The sequence below is a fragment of the Mesorhizobium sp. WSM4813 genome (assembly GCF_055811555.1).
The window spans coordinates 1-17,788 of record NZ_JBVVQU010000027.1; the positions used below are offsets into that span (position 1 = coordinate 1).

General features: G+C 61.5%; 21 protein-coding genes. 18 read left to right on the forward strand and 3 right to left on the reverse strand.

The window, feature by feature from the left end; all coding sequences use genetic code 11:
• Positions 1 to 471 precede the first annotated feature (471 nt).
• The 6 genes from AC0L25_RS17100 (at position 472) to AC0L25_RS17125 (ending at position 5,254) form a co-directional block, all read left to right on the forward strand.
• On the forward strand, positions 472 to 681 hold the full coding sequence (locus tag AC0L25_RS17100) for a hypothetical protein (RefSeq protein ID WP_352961940.1): 210 nt from the start codon (positions 472 to 474) through the stop codon (positions 679 to 681).
• 32 nt (positions 682 to 713) lie between these two features.
• Positions 714 to 1,718 carry an ABC transporter substrate-binding protein gene (locus AC0L25_RS17105; RefSeq protein WP_473596658.1) on the forward strand — a complete coding sequence of 335 codons (1,005 nt, stop codon included), beginning with the start codon at positions 714 to 716 and terminating at the stop codon, positions 1,716 to 1,718.
• A complete protein-coding gene (locus AC0L25_RS17110; RefSeq protein WP_473596588.1) occupies positions 1,715 to 2,536 on the forward strand; it encodes an ABC transporter permease in 822 nt (273 codons plus the stop codon). The genes AC0L25_RS17105 and AC0L25_RS17110 overlap by 4 nt, the downstream gene beginning before the upstream one ends.
• Positions 2,505 to 3,263: an ABC transporter ATP-binding protein gene (locus AC0L25_RS17115; protein ID WP_473596659.1), complete on the forward strand. Its 759-nt coding sequence runs from the start codon at positions 2,505 to 2,507 to the stop codon at positions 3,261 to 3,263. The genes AC0L25_RS17110 and AC0L25_RS17115 overlap by 32 nt, the downstream gene beginning before the upstream one ends.
• A 35-nt stretch (positions 3,264 to 3,298) precedes the next feature.
• Entirely contained in the window at positions 3,299 to 4,270 is a 972-nt protein-coding gene (locus tag AC0L25_RS17120) for a quinoprotein relay system zinc metallohydrolase 2 (protein ID WP_473596589.1), read from the forward strand.
• A gap of 120 nt (positions 4,271 to 4,390) precedes the next feature.
• On the forward strand, positions 4,391 to 5,254 hold the full coding sequence (locus AC0L25_RS17125; protein WP_473596590.1) for a quinoprotein dehydrogenase-associated SoxYZ-like carrier: 864 nt from the start codon (positions 4,391 to 4,393) through the stop codon (positions 5,252 to 5,254).
• Positions 5,255 to 5,314: 60 nt separating this feature from the next.
• Here AC0L25_RS17125 and AC0L25_RS17130 read toward each other — a convergent pair whose 3' ends face one another.
• Positions 5,315 to 5,668 carry a hypothetical protein gene (locus tag AC0L25_RS17130; RefSeq protein ID WP_473596591.1) on the reverse strand — a complete coding sequence of 118 codons (354 nt, stop codon included), beginning with the start codon at positions 5,666 to 5,668 and terminating at the stop codon, positions 5,315 to 5,317.
• A 715-nt stretch (positions 5,669 to 6,383) separates the two neighbouring features.
• On the opposite strand from AC0L25_RS17130, the gene AC0L25_RS17135 reads away from it, so the two are divergent.
• The 9 genes from AC0L25_RS17135 (at position 6,384) to pqqE (ending at position 13,889) form a co-directional block, all read left to right on the forward strand.
• Complete coding sequence (locus AC0L25_RS17135) at positions 6,384 to 8,234, forward strand: methanol/ethanol family PQQ-dependent dehydrogenase (RefSeq protein WP_473596660.1); 1,851 nt, start codon at positions 6,384 to 6,386, stop codon at positions 8,232 to 8,234.
• A gap of 177 nt (positions 8,235 to 8,411) precedes the next feature.
• On the forward strand, positions 8,412 to 8,936 hold the full coding sequence (locus AC0L25_RS17140; protein WP_473596592.1) for a c-type cytochrome, methanol metabolism-related: 525 nt from the start codon (positions 8,412 to 8,414) through the stop codon (positions 8,934 to 8,936).
• A 1-nt stretch (position 8,937) separates the two neighbouring features.
• Positions 8,938 to 9,801, forward strand: coding sequence for a quinoprotein dehydrogenase-associated putative ABC transporter substrate-binding protein (locus AC0L25_RS17145; RefSeq protein WP_473596593.1), 864 nt, complete (start codon positions 8,938 to 8,940; stop codon positions 9,799 to 9,801).
• A 10-nt stretch (positions 9,802 to 9,811) separates the two neighbouring features.
• Positions 9,812 to 10,369 carry a PQQ-dependent catabolism-associated CXXCW motif protein gene (locus AC0L25_RS17150; RefSeq protein WP_473596594.1) on the forward strand — a complete coding sequence of 186 codons (558 nt, stop codon included), beginning with the start codon at positions 9,812 to 9,814 and terminating at the stop codon, positions 10,367 to 10,369.
• A 166-nt stretch (positions 10,370 to 10,535) separates the two neighbouring features.
• Positions 10,536 to 10,631 (forward strand): pyrroloquinoline quinone precursor peptide PqqA, encoded by a 96-nt coding sequence (locus tag AC0L25_RS17155; protein ID WP_101954564.1) that lies wholly within the window; start codon positions 10,536 to 10,538, stop codon positions 10,629 to 10,631.
• 153 nt (positions 10,632 to 10,784) lie between these two features.
• Positions 10,785 to 11,723 carry a pyrroloquinoline quinone biosynthesis protein PqqB gene (gene pqqB, locus AC0L25_RS17160; protein ID WP_473596595.1) on the forward strand — a complete coding sequence of 313 codons (939 nt, stop codon included), beginning with the start codon at positions 10,785 to 10,787 and terminating at the stop codon, positions 11,721 to 11,723.
• Positions 11,720 to 12,478 (forward strand): pyrroloquinoline-quinone synthase PqqC, encoded by a 759-nt coding sequence (pqqC, locus tag AC0L25_RS17165; protein WP_473596596.1) that lies wholly within the window; start codon positions 11,720 to 11,722, stop codon positions 12,476 to 12,478. Before pqqB ends, pqqC begins: the two co-directional genes overlap by 4 nt.
• Positions 12,475 to 12,771, forward strand: coding sequence for a pyrroloquinoline quinone biosynthesis peptide chaperone PqqD (pqqD, locus tag AC0L25_RS17170; RefSeq protein ID WP_473596597.1), 297 nt, complete (start codon positions 12,475 to 12,477; stop codon positions 12,769 to 12,771). The genes pqqC and pqqD overlap by 4 nt, the downstream gene beginning before the upstream one ends.
• A complete protein-coding gene (pqqE, locus tag AC0L25_RS17175; RefSeq protein WP_473596598.1) occupies positions 12,768 to 13,889 on the forward strand; it encodes a pyrroloquinoline quinone biosynthesis protein PqqE in 1,122 nt (373 codons plus the stop codon). Before pqqD ends, pqqE begins: the two co-directional genes overlap by 4 nt.
• 94 nt (positions 13,890 to 13,983) lie before the next feature.
• Here pqqE and folP read toward each other — a convergent pair whose 3' ends face one another.
• The gene (folP, locus tag AC0L25_RS17180; protein ID WP_473596599.1) at positions 13,984 to 14,817 is read right to left on the reverse strand and encodes a dihydropteroate synthase; all 834 of its coding nucleotides are present in this window, start codon (positions 14,815 to 14,817) and stop codon (positions 13,984 to 13,986) included.
• Between the two features lie 104 nt (positions 14,818 to 14,921).
• On the opposite strand from folP, the gene AC0L25_RS17185 reads away from it, so the two are divergent.
• Complete coding sequence (locus AC0L25_RS17185) at positions 14,922 to 15,392, forward strand: SRPBCC family protein (RefSeq protein WP_473596600.1); 471 nt, start codon at positions 14,922 to 14,924, stop codon at positions 15,390 to 15,392.
• Between the two features lie 23 nt (positions 15,393 to 15,415).
• Positions 15,416 to 15,832, forward strand: a complete 417-nt coding sequence (locus AC0L25_RS17190; RefSeq protein ID WP_473596601.1) for a GFA family protein — start codon at positions 15,416 to 15,418, stop codon at positions 15,830 to 15,832.
• Positions 15,833 to 15,972: 140 nt separating this feature from the next.
• Here the strand turns inward: AC0L25_RS17190 and AC0L25_RS17195 are convergent, their stop codons facing one another.
• Positions 15,973 to 16,692: a DUF899 domain-containing protein gene (locus AC0L25_RS17195; protein ID WP_473596602.1), complete on the reverse strand. Its 720-nt coding sequence runs from the start codon at positions 16,690 to 16,692 to the stop codon at positions 15,973 to 15,975.
• A gap of 228 nt (positions 16,693 to 16,920) precedes the next feature.
• Here AC0L25_RS17195 and AC0L25_RS17200 point away from each other — a divergent pair, with 228 nt between their 5' ends.
• Positions 16,921 to 17,499, forward strand: a complete 579-nt coding sequence (locus AC0L25_RS17200; RefSeq protein ID WP_473596603.1) for a GNAT family N-acetyltransferase — start codon at positions 16,921 to 16,923, stop codon at positions 17,497 to 17,499.
• Positions 17,500 to 17,788 lie beyond the last annotated feature (289 nt).

Below are 17,788 nucleotides of genomic sequence, written 5' to 3' on the forward strand. Positions count from 1 at the left end.
AATCGTCAGGGACCAAAAACCATGGCAAACAGCTTGACTTCCAAGACAGTCGCTCTGTCCTGCCGGACATCTCCCCCTCGAGGGTCCCTCGAGGGGGAGATTGGATGCCGCTTCGGCTTTCGCCTACCACCAACGCTGGAAGACTGGGCAAGGGGGAGTGCAACCTGCAGCGATTGCCCTCGTATTTTCATTGCTTTGTGATGGCAGTTATGCTAGGAATTTATTCATGGTGCTGATTTGCGCCAACGACCCGCTGCCGAGGCGGGTTTTTGTTTTCTGGTTTCGGCGCCGTCCCTCCCGCCCCTATCCATTCGACTTTGTTGACGGCCATCGGGCGAACGCGTAGCCTTAAACCATTCCGGTTTTCCATGGGCACCTCGGGACTCCGGCAGTTGGCGATTTTGTCCAGGCTCGCAGATCGGGCCGGATCTCGGTCAAAGCGGGCGGCTTTAAGCGCGCAAGAGGTGCTGAATGGATATGGTCGACCTCATATTGACGGTTTGCCTGATTGCCAATCCTGGCAACTGCCGAGACGAACATCTCTATTTCGAGAGCCGCGGCTCTCTCGTCCAATGTATGGTCTTGGCGCCCAGCGAAATCGCGAAATGGTCGCAGGAACACCCGACCCTCAAGGTCAAGCGCTGGAAATGCGCTTTCCCGAACAAGGACCGTGCGATCTGATCGGCGCCCCGGCCTCCCCGGGAGGAGACATCATCATGATTTCGCGTCGAGCAACGCTCCGTCTGGCAGCTCTTGGAACGGCCGCAGCGCTTGTCTCAAGGCCGTCCTTCGCCACGGCCCCCTCCTTCGCCAAGGCCAAGGTTCGCATCGGCGTGCTGAAGTTCGGCACCGTAAGTTGGGCGCTTGACACCATGAAGCACCACAAGTTCGACGCAGCCAACGGCATCGATCTGGAGGTCATCGATTTCGCCGGCGAGGATGCAACCAACGTCGCCATGCTGGCCGGCGCGATCGACATGATCGTCTCCGACTGGCTGTGGGTCTCGCGCCAGCGCTCGGAAGGCGTCGACCTCACACTGGTCCCCTATTCGACCGCCGTCGGGGCGATCATGGTGAAGGAGGGGGCGCCGATCCGCACGATCACCGATCTCAAGGGAAAAAAGATCGGCGTCGCCGGCGGGCCTCTCGATAAAAGCTGGCTGCTGATCCAGGCGCTGGCCAGACGCGATCACGGCCTCGACCTGCCGGCAACCAGCGACATCGTCTTTGGCGCGCCGCCGCTGATTTCGGAAAAGGCGATGCAAGGCGAACTCGATGCGGTGCTCAATTTCTGGCATTTTTGCGCCCGCCTCGAGGCCAACGGTTTTCGTCGGCTGATCGGCGCCGATGATGCGGCAAAAGCGCTCGGGGCCTCGGGCGCCGTGTCGGCGCTCGGCTATGTCTTTCATGACAAATGGGCGAGCGAAAATTCGGCCGCTATCAGTGGCTTCATCAAGGCTTCGGCGCAGTCCAAGGACTTGCTGGCTAGATCCGACGATGAGTGGCTGCGCCTTGCGCCGATTATCCGCGCGCAAGGCAAGGAATTGGCCAAACTGCGCGACCGCTATCGCGAGGGCATTCCCAGACGCCCCGTCGCCGAGGATGCGGCCGACGCGGGCAAGCTCTACCGCGTGCTGGCCGAGATCGGCGGCGACAAGCTGGTCGGCCGCGCGCCCGAGATGGCGTCCGGCACGTTCTGGCAGGAGCTGCCGAAATGAGCGCACCTGACACCGGCGATCGCCCGCCTGGCGCTGCGGCCGGCAGCCAGTCCAGCCTTGCAACGGCGCGGACACCGGTGCTGACGGTCGCGGTCTCTCTGCTCGGGCTTTGCCTGCTGTGGGGTCTTGCGGCCAATGCCTGGCCTAGCCGTGCCTTTCCAGGGCCGGGACAGGTCTGGCAGGTGCTGCTCGCAGAGGCGGCGAACGGCGACCTTTTCTATCATCTCGGCGCGACACTCGGCCGGGTTGCCGCGGCATATATCGTCGCGATGGTCGTTGGCTCGGTCATCGGCGTTCTCCTCGGCAGCCACCGCAGCGCAGACCGGTTCTTCAGTCCCTGGCTGATCCTGTTTCTCAACATTCCCGCGCTGGTCGTCATCGTGCTCGCCTACATCTGGTTCGGCCTCAACGAAGCGGCAGCGATTGGCGCGGTTGCCGTCAACAAAATCCCGAATGTCGTCGTGACGGTGCGCGAAGGCGCCAGGGCGCTTGATCCGAGTTACGCCGAAATGGCCGCCGTCTACCGCTTCGGGCTCATCGATCGCATTCGCCATATCCTGCTGCCGCAACTGCAGCCCTATCTTGCCGCCGCCTCACGATCCGGCATCGCCCTCATCTGGAAGATCGTCCTGGTGGTCGAACTGCTCGGCCGCTCCAATGGTGTCGGCTTCCAGATCTATCTCTATTTCCAGCTCTTCGACGTCGCCGCCATTCTTGCCTACACGCTGGCTTTCGTGGCGGTGATGCTTGTCATCGAACTCCTTCTGGTGCAGCCCGTTGAACGACATGCAACCCGTTGGCGCCGTCGTCCCGCTTAGGGTCGACATCGCCGAAAAGACCTTCAGGTCCGCGCAAGGCGTCTCGATCACGGCGCTCCAGGACCTTTCCTTCGAGGTCCGGCAAGGCGAATTCGCCTGCTTGCTGGGGCCATCCGGCTGCGGCAAGACCACGACGCTGCGCATCCTGCTTGGATTGGACAAAGACTTTTCCGGCTCCTTCCAACTGCCTGAAGGCGGCCAGTTACCGGAGGGAAGCTTGGGCCGCATCGCCGCCGTATTCCAGGAGCCGACCTTGCTGCCGTGGCGGACGGTGGAGCAGAATGTCAGGCTGGCGCTGCCGAAAAGCCTGAGAACGAAAAATCTCGACGGGCTGTTCGACACGCTCGGCCTCGCCGGCATGCGCTCGCTCTATCCGGCGGAGCTTTCGCTCGGCCTGGCGCGCAGGGCAGCACTTGCCAGGGCCTTCGCCACCGAACCGGCGGTGCTTCTCCTGGACGAACCCTTCGCCTCACTCGACGAACGGACCGCCGAGCGGCTTCGGCACCTGCTTTTGACCGTGTGGTCGGCGCGGCCTACGACCGTCCTGATGGTAACCCATAATCTCCGCGAGGCCTTGATGCTGTCCGATCGCATCATCGTGCTCGCGCAGCGGCCGGCCCATGTGCTCGGCATGTTCGACGTAAGGCTGCCGCGGCACTATCGCAATCCACAGGTGATGAGCGACCTTTTGCGGTCGTTCCACCAAAAATTTCCGGGCGTGGCCTGATCGCCTACGGCTCGGAATGCTTATCGGGGGAAGCCATGCCGATCGATACGACACGACGCAAGATTGTGAACGGCTTCGCCTGCACCGCCGTCAGCACCGCGATGCTGCCCTGCTGCCTCGGGCGGGCCGCTCTCGCTGCTGCCGGCGGGCTTGAATTCAAGCTCAGGAAAATCGCCGACGGCGTCTTCGCTTTCCGGGGCGTCGATGAATTGATGAGCGCGGCCAACCAGGGCGCGATCTCGAACCTGGGCGTCGTCGTCGGCACCGACGCCGTTGCCGTCATCGACAGCGGCGGCAGCCTGATCGAGGCGAACGCCCTCATCGCCGCGATCGGCAAAATGAGCGCCAAGCCGGTTCGCTATCTGATCAACACCCATATGCACCCCGACCACATCTTCGGCAACGCGGCATTCCGGGAGATCGGCGCGACCATCGTCGGCCACCACAATCTGCCGCGCGCGCTCGAGGCGCGCGGCGCGTTCTACCTGCAAAGCTTTCGCGAACAGATCGGCGACGCGCTGATGAAAGGGATCGAGATCATACCGCCGACGATGCTGGTCAACGACCGCCTGCAGCTCAACCTCGGCGGACGTGTGCTCGAATTACAGGGATGGAAGGCGGCTCACACCGACAACGACCTGACCGTCTTCGACAGCGCGACGCGCACGCTGTTTGCCGGCGATCTCGTTTTCATAGGCTCCTTGCCAACGCTCGACGGATCGCTGCTCGGCTGGCTCCGCCAGATGGATGCGCTCGCCGCGATCAGCGCTGCGCGCGTCGTGCCGGGACATGGCCCGGTGCCGGCCGACTGGCCGGAGGCGCTGACGGCGGAGCGGCGCTATTTCGAGGTTCTGGCGCGCGATATTCGCAAGGCGATCGCCGACGGGGTGCCGCTCAGCGAGGCCGTCAGGACCGCCGGCCGAAGCGAACGAAGCAATTGGCATCTGTTCGACGACTACAACGAGCGCAATGCAACGGCTGCCTTTGCCGAACTCGAATGGGAATAGATCACACCGACAAGCGCTGGACGTGATCAGGCGGATCGATTTGCCAACACATCGTCGAGGGTTTATCCTTCGACATCGGCCTGGGCACCACCTCTCTCTGACATTGGTGGAGGCATCGAAATGCAAGACCACGCTTACCGGAGCCGGCAGCTCGCTTTGCCGCTCGCAGCCATCTTCGCCGCGATCATCCTGGCCGTCGGCACGCTCTTTGGCTCCTTCGGAGCCGCCCACGCGCAGCAGACAACCGCATCCTCGGACAGGATCTGGCAGGATTTGAAAGGCGACGTGTTCGGCGATCGGGCAATTCTGGTCGATACCGGCGTCGTCCGGGTCGAGGCGCCGAAGCGGGCGCAGGATGCCGCCATCGTGCCCGTCGACATCTATATCGACCCCGCCAAGGCACCCGACGGCATCAAGTCCGTCACCTTGATCATCGACGTCAATCCGGCACCGGTGGCGGCGACGTTCCAGATCGGCAAGGACGCCGGCGTGACACATCTGTCGACGCGCGTGCGCGTCAACGACTATTCCTATTTGCGTGCGATAGCAGAAACGCAGGGCGGTGAACTTCACATGGCTCAGACCTTCGTCAAGGCGTCGGGCGGATGCTCCGCCCCGGCAGTCAAGAACCAGGACGAAGCGATCGCGACGATGGGGCAGATGAAGCTGCGCCAATTCCCGCCGCAAGAGACGATGACAAAGGCGCAGGAATTGCAGTTGATGATCCGGCACCCGAACAATTCGGGCCTGCAGCGGAATCCACTGACCCAGTATTTCATCCCCGCGCATTTCGTTCAGAAACTGTCGATCTCGCAGGCAGACCGGCCGATCCTCTCGATGGAAGGCGGGATATCGATTTCGGAAGACCCCAATTTCCGGTTCGATTTCACCGCGCACGGCACTGGCGACATTCAGGTCGAAGCGATCGATACGGACGGCAAGGTCTTTCGCGATCAATGGCCACTGGAAGCTACGGGACTCTGAAGCTTCGAAACCGTATGCCGCGGGTTGTCTTCGCCGTCGGCGCTCTTACCAGGGCACGCTCTAAAAGCAGCGCACGTCGGCTTCCGCCTGCGCGCGCTTCAGTTCCGTGCTTGCGGCTTTTGCCGGCGCGCTTTCGCGAAACAGCCCCGAACGCTCCCCGGTCGTCAGGGACATGCTCTTGAAGGTCTCGGCCCTTTCATAATCCTCGAAAGGAAGGATCGAGGCGATGACGTCGATCGAGCAGGAACAGCTCTCCAGCGCCTGACGTGTCTGGCCATTCGTCTGCATGCAGCCGAGCACATAGTCGACAACCGTCACCGTCGGATAATCTCCAGCGGCGCCGGCCGGATTGGCGAAGGCCAGGGCCGATGTGAGCAACAGCGGCAAGGTCGAAAAGCCGGCATATCTGATCATGGAGAACCCTCCGAGTGGCCCGGACGCGATTGATCGACGGATCGATACAGATCACCGCACCAGTTGGCCTCGTGCCACTACGCCAGTCAAGTTCTCATGCTGGCCATATAGTACCAAAGGAGCAGGCCGTACCGGCGGGCAAAAGGCCTCCCCGACGGCACGGTGATCGGCTCCAAATCCTGGTGCTGAGCTTCATTTCATGTCTCCTCGACTATCGGCACCGGGAGCGACGCGCGCATACTTAAAATCCTACGCTCTAAGGAATATTCCCAAATAGAAATCAATACATTTTGCCCAAAAAATACGCAAAATTCGGTCACTTATATACATCTCGCCTCATCATCAGTCGATCAATAGCTTTCCGTTCGGATTTTTTCATATCTATTTCTCTATATTGCACTGCAACATGGACGGAAGTGATTTTTCTTGCCTTCCGCCTGGGGATGACATAGCTTCATCCTGTTTCCGGCTTCAAGGGCGTCACCGTCATTAGGGAGCGGCGACAGTCTTTCGTAGGCCAAGTGGGATGGGCAGTAACGGTGCCCTCTGCTCATTCGGCTTAGGTCGTGACACGCTGCCGGAAATACTTCCCCCATATGAATCGCTTGGGCAAGCCCTCGTGGGCTCAACGGACGATTCGTTCATTGTGAACCCTGGGAGGACTTTGATGCGTGTACTTGCGAAAACTGCCTACCTACTGACGACCGCGGCGCTCATGTCGTTCGGCGCGGTCCACATGTCGTCGGCCAATGACGAGCTGATTAAAATGGCCGAAAACCCCAAGGATTGGGTGATGCAGACGGGTGACTACGCCAACACCCGCTTTTCCAAGCTTAACCAGATCACCAAGGACAATGTGAAGAACCTGCAGGTCAAGTGGACCTTCTCCACTGGCGTGTTGCGCGGCCATGAAGGCGGGCCGCTGATCATCGGCGATGTGATGTATGTCCACGCGCCGTTCCCGAACACCGTCTATGCTCTCGATCTCAAGAATGACGGAAAGATCCTCTGGAAATACGAGCCCAAGCAAGACCCGAACGTTATTGGGATCATGTGCTGCGACACGGTGAACCGTGGCGTTGCCTATGGTGACGGCAAGATCATTCTCAACCAGGCCGACACCACCGTCGTGGCGCTCGATGCCAAGACCGGCAAGGTTGTCTGGTCGGTCAAGAACGGCGAGCAGACCGATGGCGGAAAGGGCGAATCCGGTACGTCAGCGCCCGTAGTCGTCAAGGACAAGGTGCTCGTCGGCGTCTCCGGCGCTGAATTCGGCGTTCGCGGCTGGCTGGCCGCCTACAATCTGAAAGACGGCAGCCTCGCCTGGAAAGCTTATTCGACAGGGCCGGACGAAGAGACCCTGATCGATCCCGAGAAGACCACCCATCTCGGCAAGCCTGTTGGAAAGAGTTCCGGCACGAACACCTGGGAAGGCGAACAGTGGAAGACAGGCGGCGGCACGACATGGGGATGGTATTCCTATGATCCCAAGCTGAACCTGGTTTACTATGGTACCGGCAATCCCTCGACATGGAACCCGGTCCAGCGCCCAGGCGACAATCGCTGGTCGATGACGATCATGGCTCGCGATGCGGATACTGGTGTTGCCAAATGGCTCTACCAGATGACCCCGCATGACGAATGGGACTTTGACGGCGTCAACGAGATGATTCTCGTCGACGGCATGGAGGTCGGCGGCGCCAAGCATGACGTGCTGGTGCATTTCGACCGCAACGGCTTTGCCTACACCATGGACCGCGCCACTGGCGAGCTTCTCGTCGCCAAGAAATACGATCCGGCAGTGAACTGGGCGACGGAAGTCAATATGGACCCGAACAGCGACCAGTATGGCCGCCCGCAGGTCGTGGCCAAATATTCGACCCAGCAGAACGGCGAAGACACCAACACGACGGGCATCTGCCCGGCGGCGCTTGGAACCAAGGACCAGCAACCGGCGGCCTATTCGCCGAAGACCGGCCTGTTCTACGTGCCGACAAACCATGTCTGCATGGACTATGAGCCTTACAAGGTGAGCTACACTGCCGGCCAGCCTTACGTGGGCGCCACCGTGTCGATGTATCCTCCCGCTGGTGAGGACAACATGGGCAACTTCATTGCCTGGGATGCCGCCAAGGGCGAGATCGTCTGGTCGAAGCCCGAGAAGTTCTCGGTGTGGTCGGGCGCTCTTGCAACCGACGGCGACGTCGTCTTCTACGGCACACTCGAGGGCTACATCAAGGCGGTCGATCATGACGGCAACGAACTTTACAAGTTCAAGACCCCGTCCGGCATCATCGGCAACATCACGGCCTACGAGCATGGCGGCAAGCAGTACATCGCCGTTCTGTCCGGCGTCGGTGGATGGGCCGGCATCGGTCTGGCAGGTGGACTGCTTGCGCCCGAAAACGCCGCTGCCTGGCATGGCGCCGTCGATCAGGGCCGTGCGCAAGGCGACGAGGCCGCGGTCGTTGGGACTGCTGGTCTGGGCGCTGTCGGTGGCTACGCAGCACTTGCCGACTACACGACGCTGGGTGGCCAGCTCACCGTCTTCGGTCTCCCGGACTGATACTCGGGAACCTTAGGCACGCCTCGGTCTTGTAAAAAGACCAAGGGTTGAAAAGCGAGAGCCCGGATCACCGGGAAGCCAGGCCCGGGCTCTCAATTTCGCCGCGCACTCAAACATCGATCAATGCCGCTTCACGACAGCAAAACCGTGTGCAGGCGAAATGAAGGAAGAGTCTGAATGTCCGTTCGCATTGTAATTTCCGCTCTCGCTCTGGCTCTGCTGCCTCTGGCAAGTACAAGCCTCGCACAAGCCCAGGACAGCGCGGAAAAAGCCAAGGCGGTGACGGAAGAAGGCGGCAAGCATTTCGACGCGGAGGGTAATCCGACCTACAAGATCGAAAACGGAACCGTCGATTGGTACACGTTCAGCGGTTACCGCCGGTATCACTCCGATTGCCATGTCTGTCACGGACCGGACGGCACAGGTTCGAGCTATGCGCCGGCCTTGGTCAACAGCTTGAAAACTATGGATTACGCCACATTTATCTCGATCGTCGCCGAAGGCCGCAAGAATGTCGGCGGCGGCAAGGAGAATGTCATGCCTGCCTTTGGCGACAACAAGAACGTCTATTGCTACATGGATGATCTCTACGTCTATCTGCGTGCCCGCGCCGACGGTGCGGCGCCCCGCGGCAGACCGCCGAAAAAAACCGACAAGCCACAGGCAGCGAAGGATGCGGAAGCATCCTGTATGGGTGGATGATATGATTGGCCGTGATGCGTTGAAGCTGCGTTTTGTCCTGCCGATGCTCGGCGCACTCGCCTTGCTGCCTTCGAACGCTCAGGCGCAGGACGCTGGCCTTGGTGCCGCGGGAGAACTGGTCGACCCAAACATTCTGCGCGTCTGCGCCGATCCTTCGAACATGCCCTTCACCGACAAGAGCGGCGAAGGCTTCGAAAACAAACTGTCCGAGCTGGTTGCCGCGAAAACCGGTCGAAAGTCCGTCGCCTATACATGGTTTCCTAGTGTTGCGGGCTTCGTGCGCAACACGCTGGCGGCCAACCGCTGCGACATCATCATGGGTTATGCCCAGGGCGATGAGCTGGTGCAGAACACCAACGCCTACTATCGCTCCTCCTATGTGCTGGTGCATCCGAAGGGCAATCGCATGGAAGGCGTCGAGACGATCGAGGATCCGAAACTCACCGGCAAGAAGATCGGTGTCGTCGAAAGCACGCCGCCGACTGCCAGCATGGCCGCCAACAAGCTCCTGCGAACGGCAAAGATCTATCCGCTGGCGGTGGATACGCGCCTCACCCCTTCCATGGGCGAGGTCATGATCAAGGACATGCTCGCCGGCAAGATCGACGCGGCGGTCATATGGGGACCGATGGCAGGCTACTATGCCAAGCAGCTCGGCGCCGATCTCACGATCGTTCCGCTGGTGAAGGAAAAAACCGGCTCGCGCATGTCCTACCGCATCACAATGGGCGTGCGTCCATCCGACCAGGAATGGAAGCGGACGCTCAACCGGGTGATCAGGGAAAACCAGGCGGAGATCAACAGGATCCTGCTGGACTACAATGTGCCGCTGATCGACGAACACGATAATCCGATCACGCAATGACGAAACCGGTATGAAGGGAAAGGAGACGATTTTGCTGGTCGCTGCGGGCCTTCTGGGTCTGACCGAACCGATGTGGGCTGGCGATATCGCCGAGCCCGGCGGCTACCGGATGGACGACTATCGGGCGCCGGTGCCGCAGACTCTGCAGGGCGCGAAGGTGGTGACGACGGCAGAGGCAGAGGCGCTGTGGCGGGGGAAGAAGGCGGTGTTCTTCGACGTCATGCCGTACACGCCGAAGCCGGCCAATTTGCCGGCAGGAACGATTTGGAGAGAGACGATCAGAAAGGATATCCCAGGCAGCACCTGGCTGGCCAATGTCGGTTACGGCGCTATTTCCGAGGAGACCGCCAGTTATTTTCGCCAAGGCCTCGCGGCCGAAGCCGGTCCCGACAAGTCGCGCGCGATTCTGTTCTATTGCATGACGAATTGCTGGATGTCCTGGAATGCCGCCAAACGGGCCGTCGAATGGGGCTACAGCTCGGTGATCTGGTATCCGCCCGGCGCCGATGGATGGGAAGGTGCGAACCTTCCGCTGGAGGAAAGAAAGCCTTATGTGATTAGCAATTGAGCATGAGCATTGTTATTTTCGAGCGTCTTGTTTTTCGAGTTTTCAGAACCTACCGTTTCATTTGTCCATTTTGAGAGCTGATGGACGAGCCATTGCAAAGGTGCCCAGCAATGGTTGACTGAGAAAAGAATCGGCCCCTTCGGGCTGGTATAAGAGGAGAAATGCCATGAAGAAGAGCTGGACAAAACCGACCATGTGCCAGGTTGCTGCGGGCTTCGAAATTTCGCGGTATCTGCCTGCTGAAATTCCTCCCAAGAAGTAGGCCGCAGAGGTGCGTGTCCCTGGCAACGGGGGCACGCACTGCCTTGCCGCGCGAGGTCTTCGGGAAAGGCTTTGGCGCGTTCAATGCGGGCGCGAAGCCATTCGCGGTCGAAAACTTGCTGCCGGTTGAACAAGCCGCAGAGCGGGCATTGCAATGCGCTTGAAAATCATCGGCTCGGCGGCAGGCGGTGGCTTTCCGCAATGGAACTGCAACTATCGCCTGAGCCGCGCGGCTCGCACCGGGATGGCTGGCGTGTATTCGCGAACCCAATCAAGCATCGCCGCGTCAGTGGATGGGGCCGGCTGGGTGCTCTTCAACGCCTCGCCCGATATTCGCCAGCAGATTGCGCAAACGCCTGAATTGCAGCCCGCGCCTGATGCGCCGCTGCGATCGACGCCTGTCCGTGCGGTGGTGCTGACCAATGCCGATGTCGATCATGTCGCCGGCCTGCTCAGCCTGCGTGAGCGGCAGCCTTTCGCTATCTATGCAACGACACAGGTTCTGGCGACGCTGGAGGCGAATTCGATTTTCAATGTCCTCGATCCGGCGCTCGTGCCGCGACGCATCCTGTCGCCGGCAAAAGAACTGGCGATCTGCGACGCAGACGGCCACGACACCGGCGTGACTGTCGAGAGTTTTCCCGTGCCGGGGAAGATAGCCCTCTATCTCGAGGAAAGAAGCCAGCCGGAAGCCAATTTCAGCTCCGAGTCGGGCGACACGATCGGCGTCCGCATCACTGATGCCGGCAGTCGCGGCTCCGTCTTCTATATCCCGGGCTGCGCGCGCATCGATGCGGCCCTGCGCACGCGTCTAGCCGATGCCGCCTGCCTTCTGTTCGACGGCACGGTCTACACGGACGACGAGATGATTGCTGCCGGCGTCGGGCAAAAAACCGGTGCGCGCATGGGGCATCTGGCAATGTCGGGAGACGCGGGTTCGATCGCCGGCTTGGCCGATGTGAGGATCGGCCGCCGTGTCTTCGTTCATATCAACAATACCAACCCTGTTCTGGACGAGAATTCCGGCGAACACGCAGCGGTCAAAGCGGCTGGCTGGGAAGTCGCCCGCGACGGGATGGAGATGGAATTTTGAGTGATTTCCACGACGTAGCCAGGAACGGCCTGTCCTCCAGCCAGCTCGAAGCCGTGCTGCGTCAGGTCGGCGCCGAGCGCTATCATAACCGCCATCCTTTCCATCACAGGATGACTAGCGGTGCGCTGTCGAGGACCGAGATGCAGGCCTGGGCGCTGAACCGCTACTGCTACCAGGCAGTCATCCCGCGCAAGGATGCCATGATCCTTGCTCATGCCGAAGATCCGGCGTTTCGCGCCGCCTGGCGCAAACGCATCGAGGACCATGACGGCCAGGACGGCTGGAGCGGCGGGATCGCGCGCTGGCTGCATCTGGCGACCTCGCTCGGCCTCGATCCCGATGACGTGAAGAGCGAAAGGCTGGCGCTGCCGGCGACACATTTCGCGGTCGGCGCTTACCTCTCCTTTTGCACGAACCGGACGCTGTTCGAGGCGGTCGCCTCGTCGCTGACCGAGATGTTTTCGCCGCTCATCATCGGCGAGCGGGTCCCGGCCATGCTGGCCAAATACGATTACATCACCGAGGATACGCTGGCCTACTTCACCCGACGGCCCGAACAGGCCTCGCGCGACGCCGATTTCGCTCTCGCCTACGTGCTCGGCCATGCCGACACGGCGGAACGCCAGCAGCAGGCGATCGATGCGCTGGTGTTCAAATGCGACATACTGTGGGCCATGCTCGACGCGCTTCAACACGCCTATGCCGAGCCGGGAAATATACCGCCTGGCGCCTTCCGCCCGGAGGCAGCCCGATGATGGCGCTGCGCGAAAGAGCCCTGGTGTCGCCGCAGTCGGTGCCATCGCTGCCGAAGCACGTGCGCATACAGTACGACCCCGTGCGGCAGGCGTTCGCCGTGCTTTCGCCGGAAAAAGTATTTTGGCCGAACGACATCAGCCTCGATATATTGCGCCGCTGCGATGGACGGTCCACGGTCGGCCACATCATCGCCGACCTTGCCGCGGATTATGAGGCCGAACAGGAGGCCGTGGCCGCCGACGTCATCGCCTTCCTGCAGGAATGGTCGGACAAGCTGCTGGTGAAGCTATGAGCGAGCCCCTTCTCCCTCCGATCGGCATGCTGGCGGAACTGACGCATCGCTGCCCGCTGCAATGCCCGTATTGCTCCAATCCGCTCGAATTGCTGAAAGCCAATCGCGAACTCGATACACAGACCTGGCTCGACCTGTTCTCGCAGGCTGCCGCTCTCGGCGTTCTCCAGGTGCATCTGTCCGGCGGCGAACCGACGCTGCGCCGCGACCTCGAGCAATTGATCGCCGGGCTTTCGGCGCGCGGCGTCTACACCAACCTGATCACCGCCGGCGTCGGCATTGCCGAAGGCCGCATCGAGGCGTTTGCCGAAGCCGGGCTCGACCATCTGCAGCTGAGCTTTCAAGGCGCACGGCCGGCGACCACCGACCGCATCGGCAACCACAAGGGCGGCCACGAAAAGAAGCTGGAGACGGCACGCCGCGCTCGCGCGGCCGGCCTGCCGCTTACCATCAACGCGCCGATCCATCGCCACAATATCGAGGAAGTGCCGGAATTCATCGATCTGGCCCTCTCGCTGGGCGCGGAGCGGCTCGAGATCGCCAACGTGCAGTATGCCGGCTGGGCGCTGACCAATCGCGATCAACTGATGCCCGAGCGTGCTGCGGTCGACCGGCAGGCGGAGATCGTCGCGGCGGCACGCGAACGGCTCATCGGCATCATGAACATCGATTTCGTCCCGCCGGATTATTTCGCCATCTATCCCAAGCCGTGCATGGGCGGCTGGGCGCGCGACGCCTTCATGGTGGCGCCGGACGGCACCGTGCTGCCATGCCATGCCGCACAGACCATCCCGTCGCTCAGCTTTGAGCGTTTCGGCCCGCGCAGCCTGGCCGAAATCTGGACCGATTCGCCGGCATTCAACGCCTTTCGCGGCACCGACTGGATGCAGCAGCCCTGTCGCAGCTGCGAACGGCGTGAGATCGACTGGGGCGGTTGCCGCTGCCAGGCGATGGCGATTGCCGGCGACGCCGCCGCGACGGACCCGGCTTGCGCGAAATCGCCGATCCATGCGCGCATGGCCATGCTGATCGACGAAGCCCAGCGTGCTGCGGCAGTTCCTTCGAACGACGAACAATTCGTCTACCGGCGGATCGGCGTCGTCACCGAGCCGGCCTGACGCGCCTAAGTTCTTGTTTTTATGCATGTCGTTATCCCAAAACCGCTGCGCACCCTCGGTTCAAGCCCGAGGGCATGCTTTTGGGCGACATGCATTATTCCACGGTCTCGCGCTCGCGCACCGCGTCGGCGAAGGCCAGTGCGTCGCGATTGACGGCAACGTTGTGCACGCGAAAGATCGAAGCGCCCTTCAACCGCAGGATGACGCTGGTCGCCGCTGTGCCGACGTCCCGCCCCTCGTCAGTTCCGCCGACAAGGTGACGGGCAAGACGCTTGCGTGACGTGCCGACCAGCAATGGAAAACCGAGAGCGCGCAATTCACCGAAGCGAGCCATGAGCTCGAGGTTTTCCTCGCCGTCCTTGGCGAAGGCGAAGCCGGGGTCCAGCACGATCCGGTCGTCCGGGATGCCGGCGTCGCGCGCGATCTCCAGCGATCTGTTCAGGAACAGGAACTGGTCGGCGATCACATCCGCCAGTTTTTCACGGTCGCGCCCGGTGTGCATGATGACGAGGCCGGCGCCGGTTTCCGCTGCGACGTGCGCGATGTCGGGTTCGCGCTGCAGGCCATGCACGTCGTTGACGATATGCGCGCCCGCGGCGACCGCCAGACGCGCCGTCTCGGCCCGATAGGTGTCGACCGAAACGAGGCTGCCGCCGTCTGACGACAGCGCCTCGATGACCGGAAGGATGCGCGATTGCTCCTCCCGGGCAGAAACGGCGCCGGCGCCGGGCCGGGTGGACTCGCCGCCGACATCGATGATCGCCGCGCCCTCGCCGATCATGCGCCGCGCCTGTTGGAGCGCCCGCTCCGGCCGATCGAATTCTCCCCCGTCGGAAAAACTGTCCGGCGTGACGTTCAAAATCCCCATCAGCAACGATTGCGCGCCAAGATCGAGATGCCGTCCATGAGCAAGCTGCCAGCGCGTCATGCGTCAACCCTTTTCATATCAGATGCAATTCGCGACAAGATTGTCACTCACACGAACCCGGTTTCCCCATCTACCTATGCTCGCGAAACAAGAGGAGCGTAGCAATGACCAAGGAAAGCTTTATCTATACGACCTATATTGTCTCGACACCGGGAAAGGTGTTCGAGGCCATAACCAAACCCGACCTCGCACGGCGCTACTGGGGCCACGAGAACGTCTCCGACTGGAAGCCCGGTTCGAGCTGGGAGCATATCCGCGCCAATGATGAACGGACCGTCGAACTCGTCGGCAAGGTCGTCGAGGTCTCGCCGCCGACCCGTCTCGTCATCACCTGGGCAAACGCTTCGCAGGCGTCCGATCCGGCGAGCTACAGCCGGGTGACCTTCGAGCTCGAGGAATACGAGGCCATGGTCCGGCTGACCGTCACCCATGACGAACTCGAATCCGGCAGCGGAATGGCGAACGGCATCAAGCGCGGTTGGCCGGTCGTCCTCTCCAGCCTGAAATCCTTCCTCGAAACGGGTCAGGCGATCGATGTCTTCGCGAAGCCGCGCGCGTCCGAACGGGCGGCCTGACCCCGGAACAAGGAACCGAGCAGATGAGCACTCTCTACACCGGCGGATGCGCGTGCGGCGCGGTCCGCTACGAGGCAAAGGCAGCCCCGATCTTCGAAAACCACTGCCAATGCCGCGATTGCCAGAAAAGAAGCGGCACCGGTCACGGATCTTACCTGACGTTTGCGTCACGGGCGGACGTGACGATCACCGGCACGACGAAGGACTGGCGTGTCGCGGCGGACAACGGGAATGAGAAAATCCATTCCTTCTGCCCGGTCTGCGGAACGCCGACACACTTGACATACGCCGCCATGCCGGACGTGATCACGGTCCATGCCGCAAGCCTCGACGATCCGGGCCGGTTCAATCCGACCGTTGTCACCTACGGTATCCGGGCCCTCCCCTGGGACAAGATGGAAACCGGGCTGACGACGTTCCACAAGATGCCATCAGGCTGACCGGCCCGGCGGCAGGGCGGACGCGCACTATCTTCAGGAGGCGGATCTGCGCCCACCGCGGCATTACGGATCGAAGGCACGGCAGGCAGAAAGGAAAATAGTGCCCCTGTCACCGTAATTCGCGGTTGTGCCCGTGACGCTCAGCGATTGCCGTACTCGTCATGGCGGCGCCACCACGCCTGGGGGAATTCGAGCCCGTTCTCGTTCCTTCCCCACGGAGCCAGGTCGAGGAAACGGTAGACGCCCATAAACGTTTCGGTGCCACGGGCGTAGGTCGAGTAGGTGTGGTAGACGGCACCGTCCTGGAGCGCGAAGACGCTCATTCCCTCCTTCTGCGGCTCGGCCCTGTCGACATGCTGATAGTTGTAGTCGGCGCCGGCTCTCTGCTGCTCTTCGGTGAAGGCGGCGCCGAAGTCGTATTTGAAATCGCTCCCGAGCGACGAAACCCACGGGAAGCGCCAGCCCATTTGCTGCTTGCAGTCCTGGATCTCCTGCAACGGGGCGATCGATTCGCAAACGAGGGTAATGTCGCGGCCGTTCAGGTGGGGGATGACGCAGTCGAAGTGATCGGCGATCAACGAGCATCCTGTGCATCCTTGGCGCTCATCGGTGAGCCGGTATCCGTAGCCGAACATGAAATGATAGACGAAGAGTTGCGAGCGCCCTTGGAAGAGGTCGGCGAGCGAGGCGCTTCCCTCCTCGGCCTCGAATAGATACTCCTTGTCGATCCGAACCCACGGCAGCTCCTGTCGCTGTCGCGCCAGCTCGTCGCTCTGCCGCATGAGCCGTTTCTCCGACTCGAGCAGTGCGAGCCTCGCTCCGAGCCATTCCTCGCGTGTTCCGGTCTTGTGTTTCGTCATCGCTCCTGTCTCCTTCCCCGGGGTTTTCTTTCCGTTTCTCGAAACAACTTGTTGCGTCAGGAGATAAACTTAACGCCGGAGGCGAAACATGCTAGCCAGTTGTGGAGCGGGTTTCCGATGGACTGCCTGATCACGGACTGCCTGATCACGGATTCCAGCCCGCTTGTTGGGGCGCCAGTTGAGGGCGCGGGCGCCTCGTCGAACCACCTGTGTCGCATGGAGGGCAGCATGAAATCGCCGACAGTGAGAGTTATGGCCGCGGCCGATGAAGATCCGGCGGTCGCAACCATCGTGCTGGCGTTTGCAGCGGATCCCATGGCGCGATGGACCTGGCCGCATGCACACCAATACCTTGCGGCCATGCCGCGACTGGTCCGCGCGTTCGGGGCCAGGGCATTCTCAAACGGAAGCGCCTTTTGCACCGATGGCTATACCGGGACGGCGTTGTGGCTGTCGCCCGGTGTGCATCCCGACGAGGAAGGGCTTGGTGCGGTTGTCGAGAGCACGGTTGCGCCCTCTCTTGCCCCTGAAGTCGCCGCTATATTCGAGCAGATGGCCAAGTACCATCCGGCCGAACCGCATTGGTACTTGCCCGTGATCGGCGTCGACCCGGCGCATCAGGGCGAAGGTCTCGGCGAAGCCTTGATGGCATACGCGCTCGCGCAGTGCGATCGCGCGCCCGCCTATCTGGAATCCTCGAACCCGCGCAACATTCCGTTCTACCGGCGCCACGGCTTCGAACCGCTCGGCGCGATCCAGGTCGGTTCATCGCCGACGCAAGTCCCGATGCTGCGGCGACCGCGTTGAGCCTGTCATTACCGTGACAGTGCAATTTTTGCTATGTTCGCTCGGCTGTCGCTGCGTGTACCGGTGAATCGGGGAAAAGCGGCCAGGCGGGGAAACAGAAATGGTGCACTGTCACCGTAATGCGGTGGAAGCGCGGATGGCGCTGATGATCCCTTACCAGAAAGACGAAAGATGAGTTTTGACGGCATCGTAAGATGAGGAAGCTCTTAGCGCTAGCTCTCCTGATCGTTTTGCCGCCGCTCGCTTTTTCGCAACGCCCTCAAGCATGCTTCGGCGTCCTCCTATCTCT

Bases quoted from the DNA above. Each gene is read 5' to 3' on its own strand.
- AC0L25_RS17100 (WP_352961940.1), top strand. From the start codon at position 472: ATGGATATGGTCGACCTCATATTGACGGTTTGCCTGATTGCCAATCCT.
- AC0L25_RS17110 (WP_473596588.1), top strand. From the start codon at position 1,715: ATGAGCGCACCTGACACCGGCGATCGCCCGCCTGGCGCTGCGGCCGGC.
- AC0L25_RS17115 (WP_473596659.1), top strand. From the start codon at position 2,505: ATGCAACCCGTTGGCGCCGTCGTCCCGCTTAGGGTCGACATCGCCGAA.
- AC0L25_RS17120 (WP_473596589.1), top strand. From the start codon at position 3,299: ATGCCGATCGATACGACACGACGCAAGATTGTGAACGGCTTCGCCTGC.
- AC0L25_RS17125 (WP_473596590.1), top strand. From the start codon at position 4,391: ATGCAAGACCACGCTTACCGGAGCCGGCAGCTCGCTTTGCCGCTCGCA.
- AC0L25_RS17130 (WP_473596591.1), bottom strand. From the start codon at position 5,668: ATGATCAGATATGCCGGCTTTTCGACCTTGCCGCTGTTGCTCACATCG.
- AC0L25_RS17135 (WP_473596660.1), top strand. From the start codon at position 6,384: ATGTCGTTCGGCGCGGTCCACATGTCGTCGGCCAATGACGAGCTGATT.
- AC0L25_RS17140 (WP_473596592.1), top strand. From the start codon at position 8,412: ATGTCCGTTCGCATTGTAATTTCCGCTCTCGCTCTGGCTCTGCTGCCT.
- AC0L25_RS17145 (WP_473596593.1), top strand. From the start codon at position 8,938: ATGATTGGCCGTGATGCGTTGAAGCTGCGTTTTGTCCTGCCGATGCTC.
- AC0L25_RS17150 (WP_473596594.1), top strand. From the start codon at position 9,812: ATGAAGGGAAAGGAGACGATTTTGCTGGTCGCTGCGGGCCTTCTGGGT.
- AC0L25_RS17155 (WP_101954564.1), top strand. From the start codon at position 10,536: ATGAAGAAGAGCTGGACAAAACCGACCATGTGCCAGGTTGCTGCGGGC.
- pqqB (WP_473596595.1), top strand. From the start codon at position 10,785: ATGCGCTTGAAAATCATCGGCTCGGCGGCAGGCGGTGGCTTTCCGCAA.
- pqqD (WP_473596597.1), top strand. From the start codon at position 12,475: ATGATGGCGCTGCGCGAAAGAGCCCTGGTGTCGCCGCAGTCGGTGCCA.
- pqqE (WP_473596598.1), top strand. From the start codon at position 12,768: ATGAGCGAGCCCCTTCTCCCTCCGATCGGCATGCTGGCGGAACTGACG.
- folP (WP_473596599.1), bottom strand. From the start codon at position 14,817: ATGACGCGCTGGCAGCTTGCTCATGGACGGCATCTCGATCTTGGCGCG.
- AC0L25_RS17185 (WP_473596600.1), top strand. From the start codon at position 14,922: ATGACCAAGGAAAGCTTTATCTATACGACCTATATTGTCTCGACACCG.
- AC0L25_RS17190 (WP_473596601.1), top strand. From the start codon at position 15,416: ATGAGCACTCTCTACACCGGCGGATGCGCGTGCGGCGCGGTCCGCTAC.
- AC0L25_RS17195 (WP_473596602.1), bottom strand. From the start codon at position 16,692: ATGACGAAACACAAGACCGGAACACGCGAGGAATGGCTCGGAGCGAGG.
- AC0L25_RS17200 (WP_473596603.1), top strand. From the start codon at position 16,921: ATGAAATCGCCGACAGTGAGAGTTATGGCCGCGGCCGATGAAGATCCG.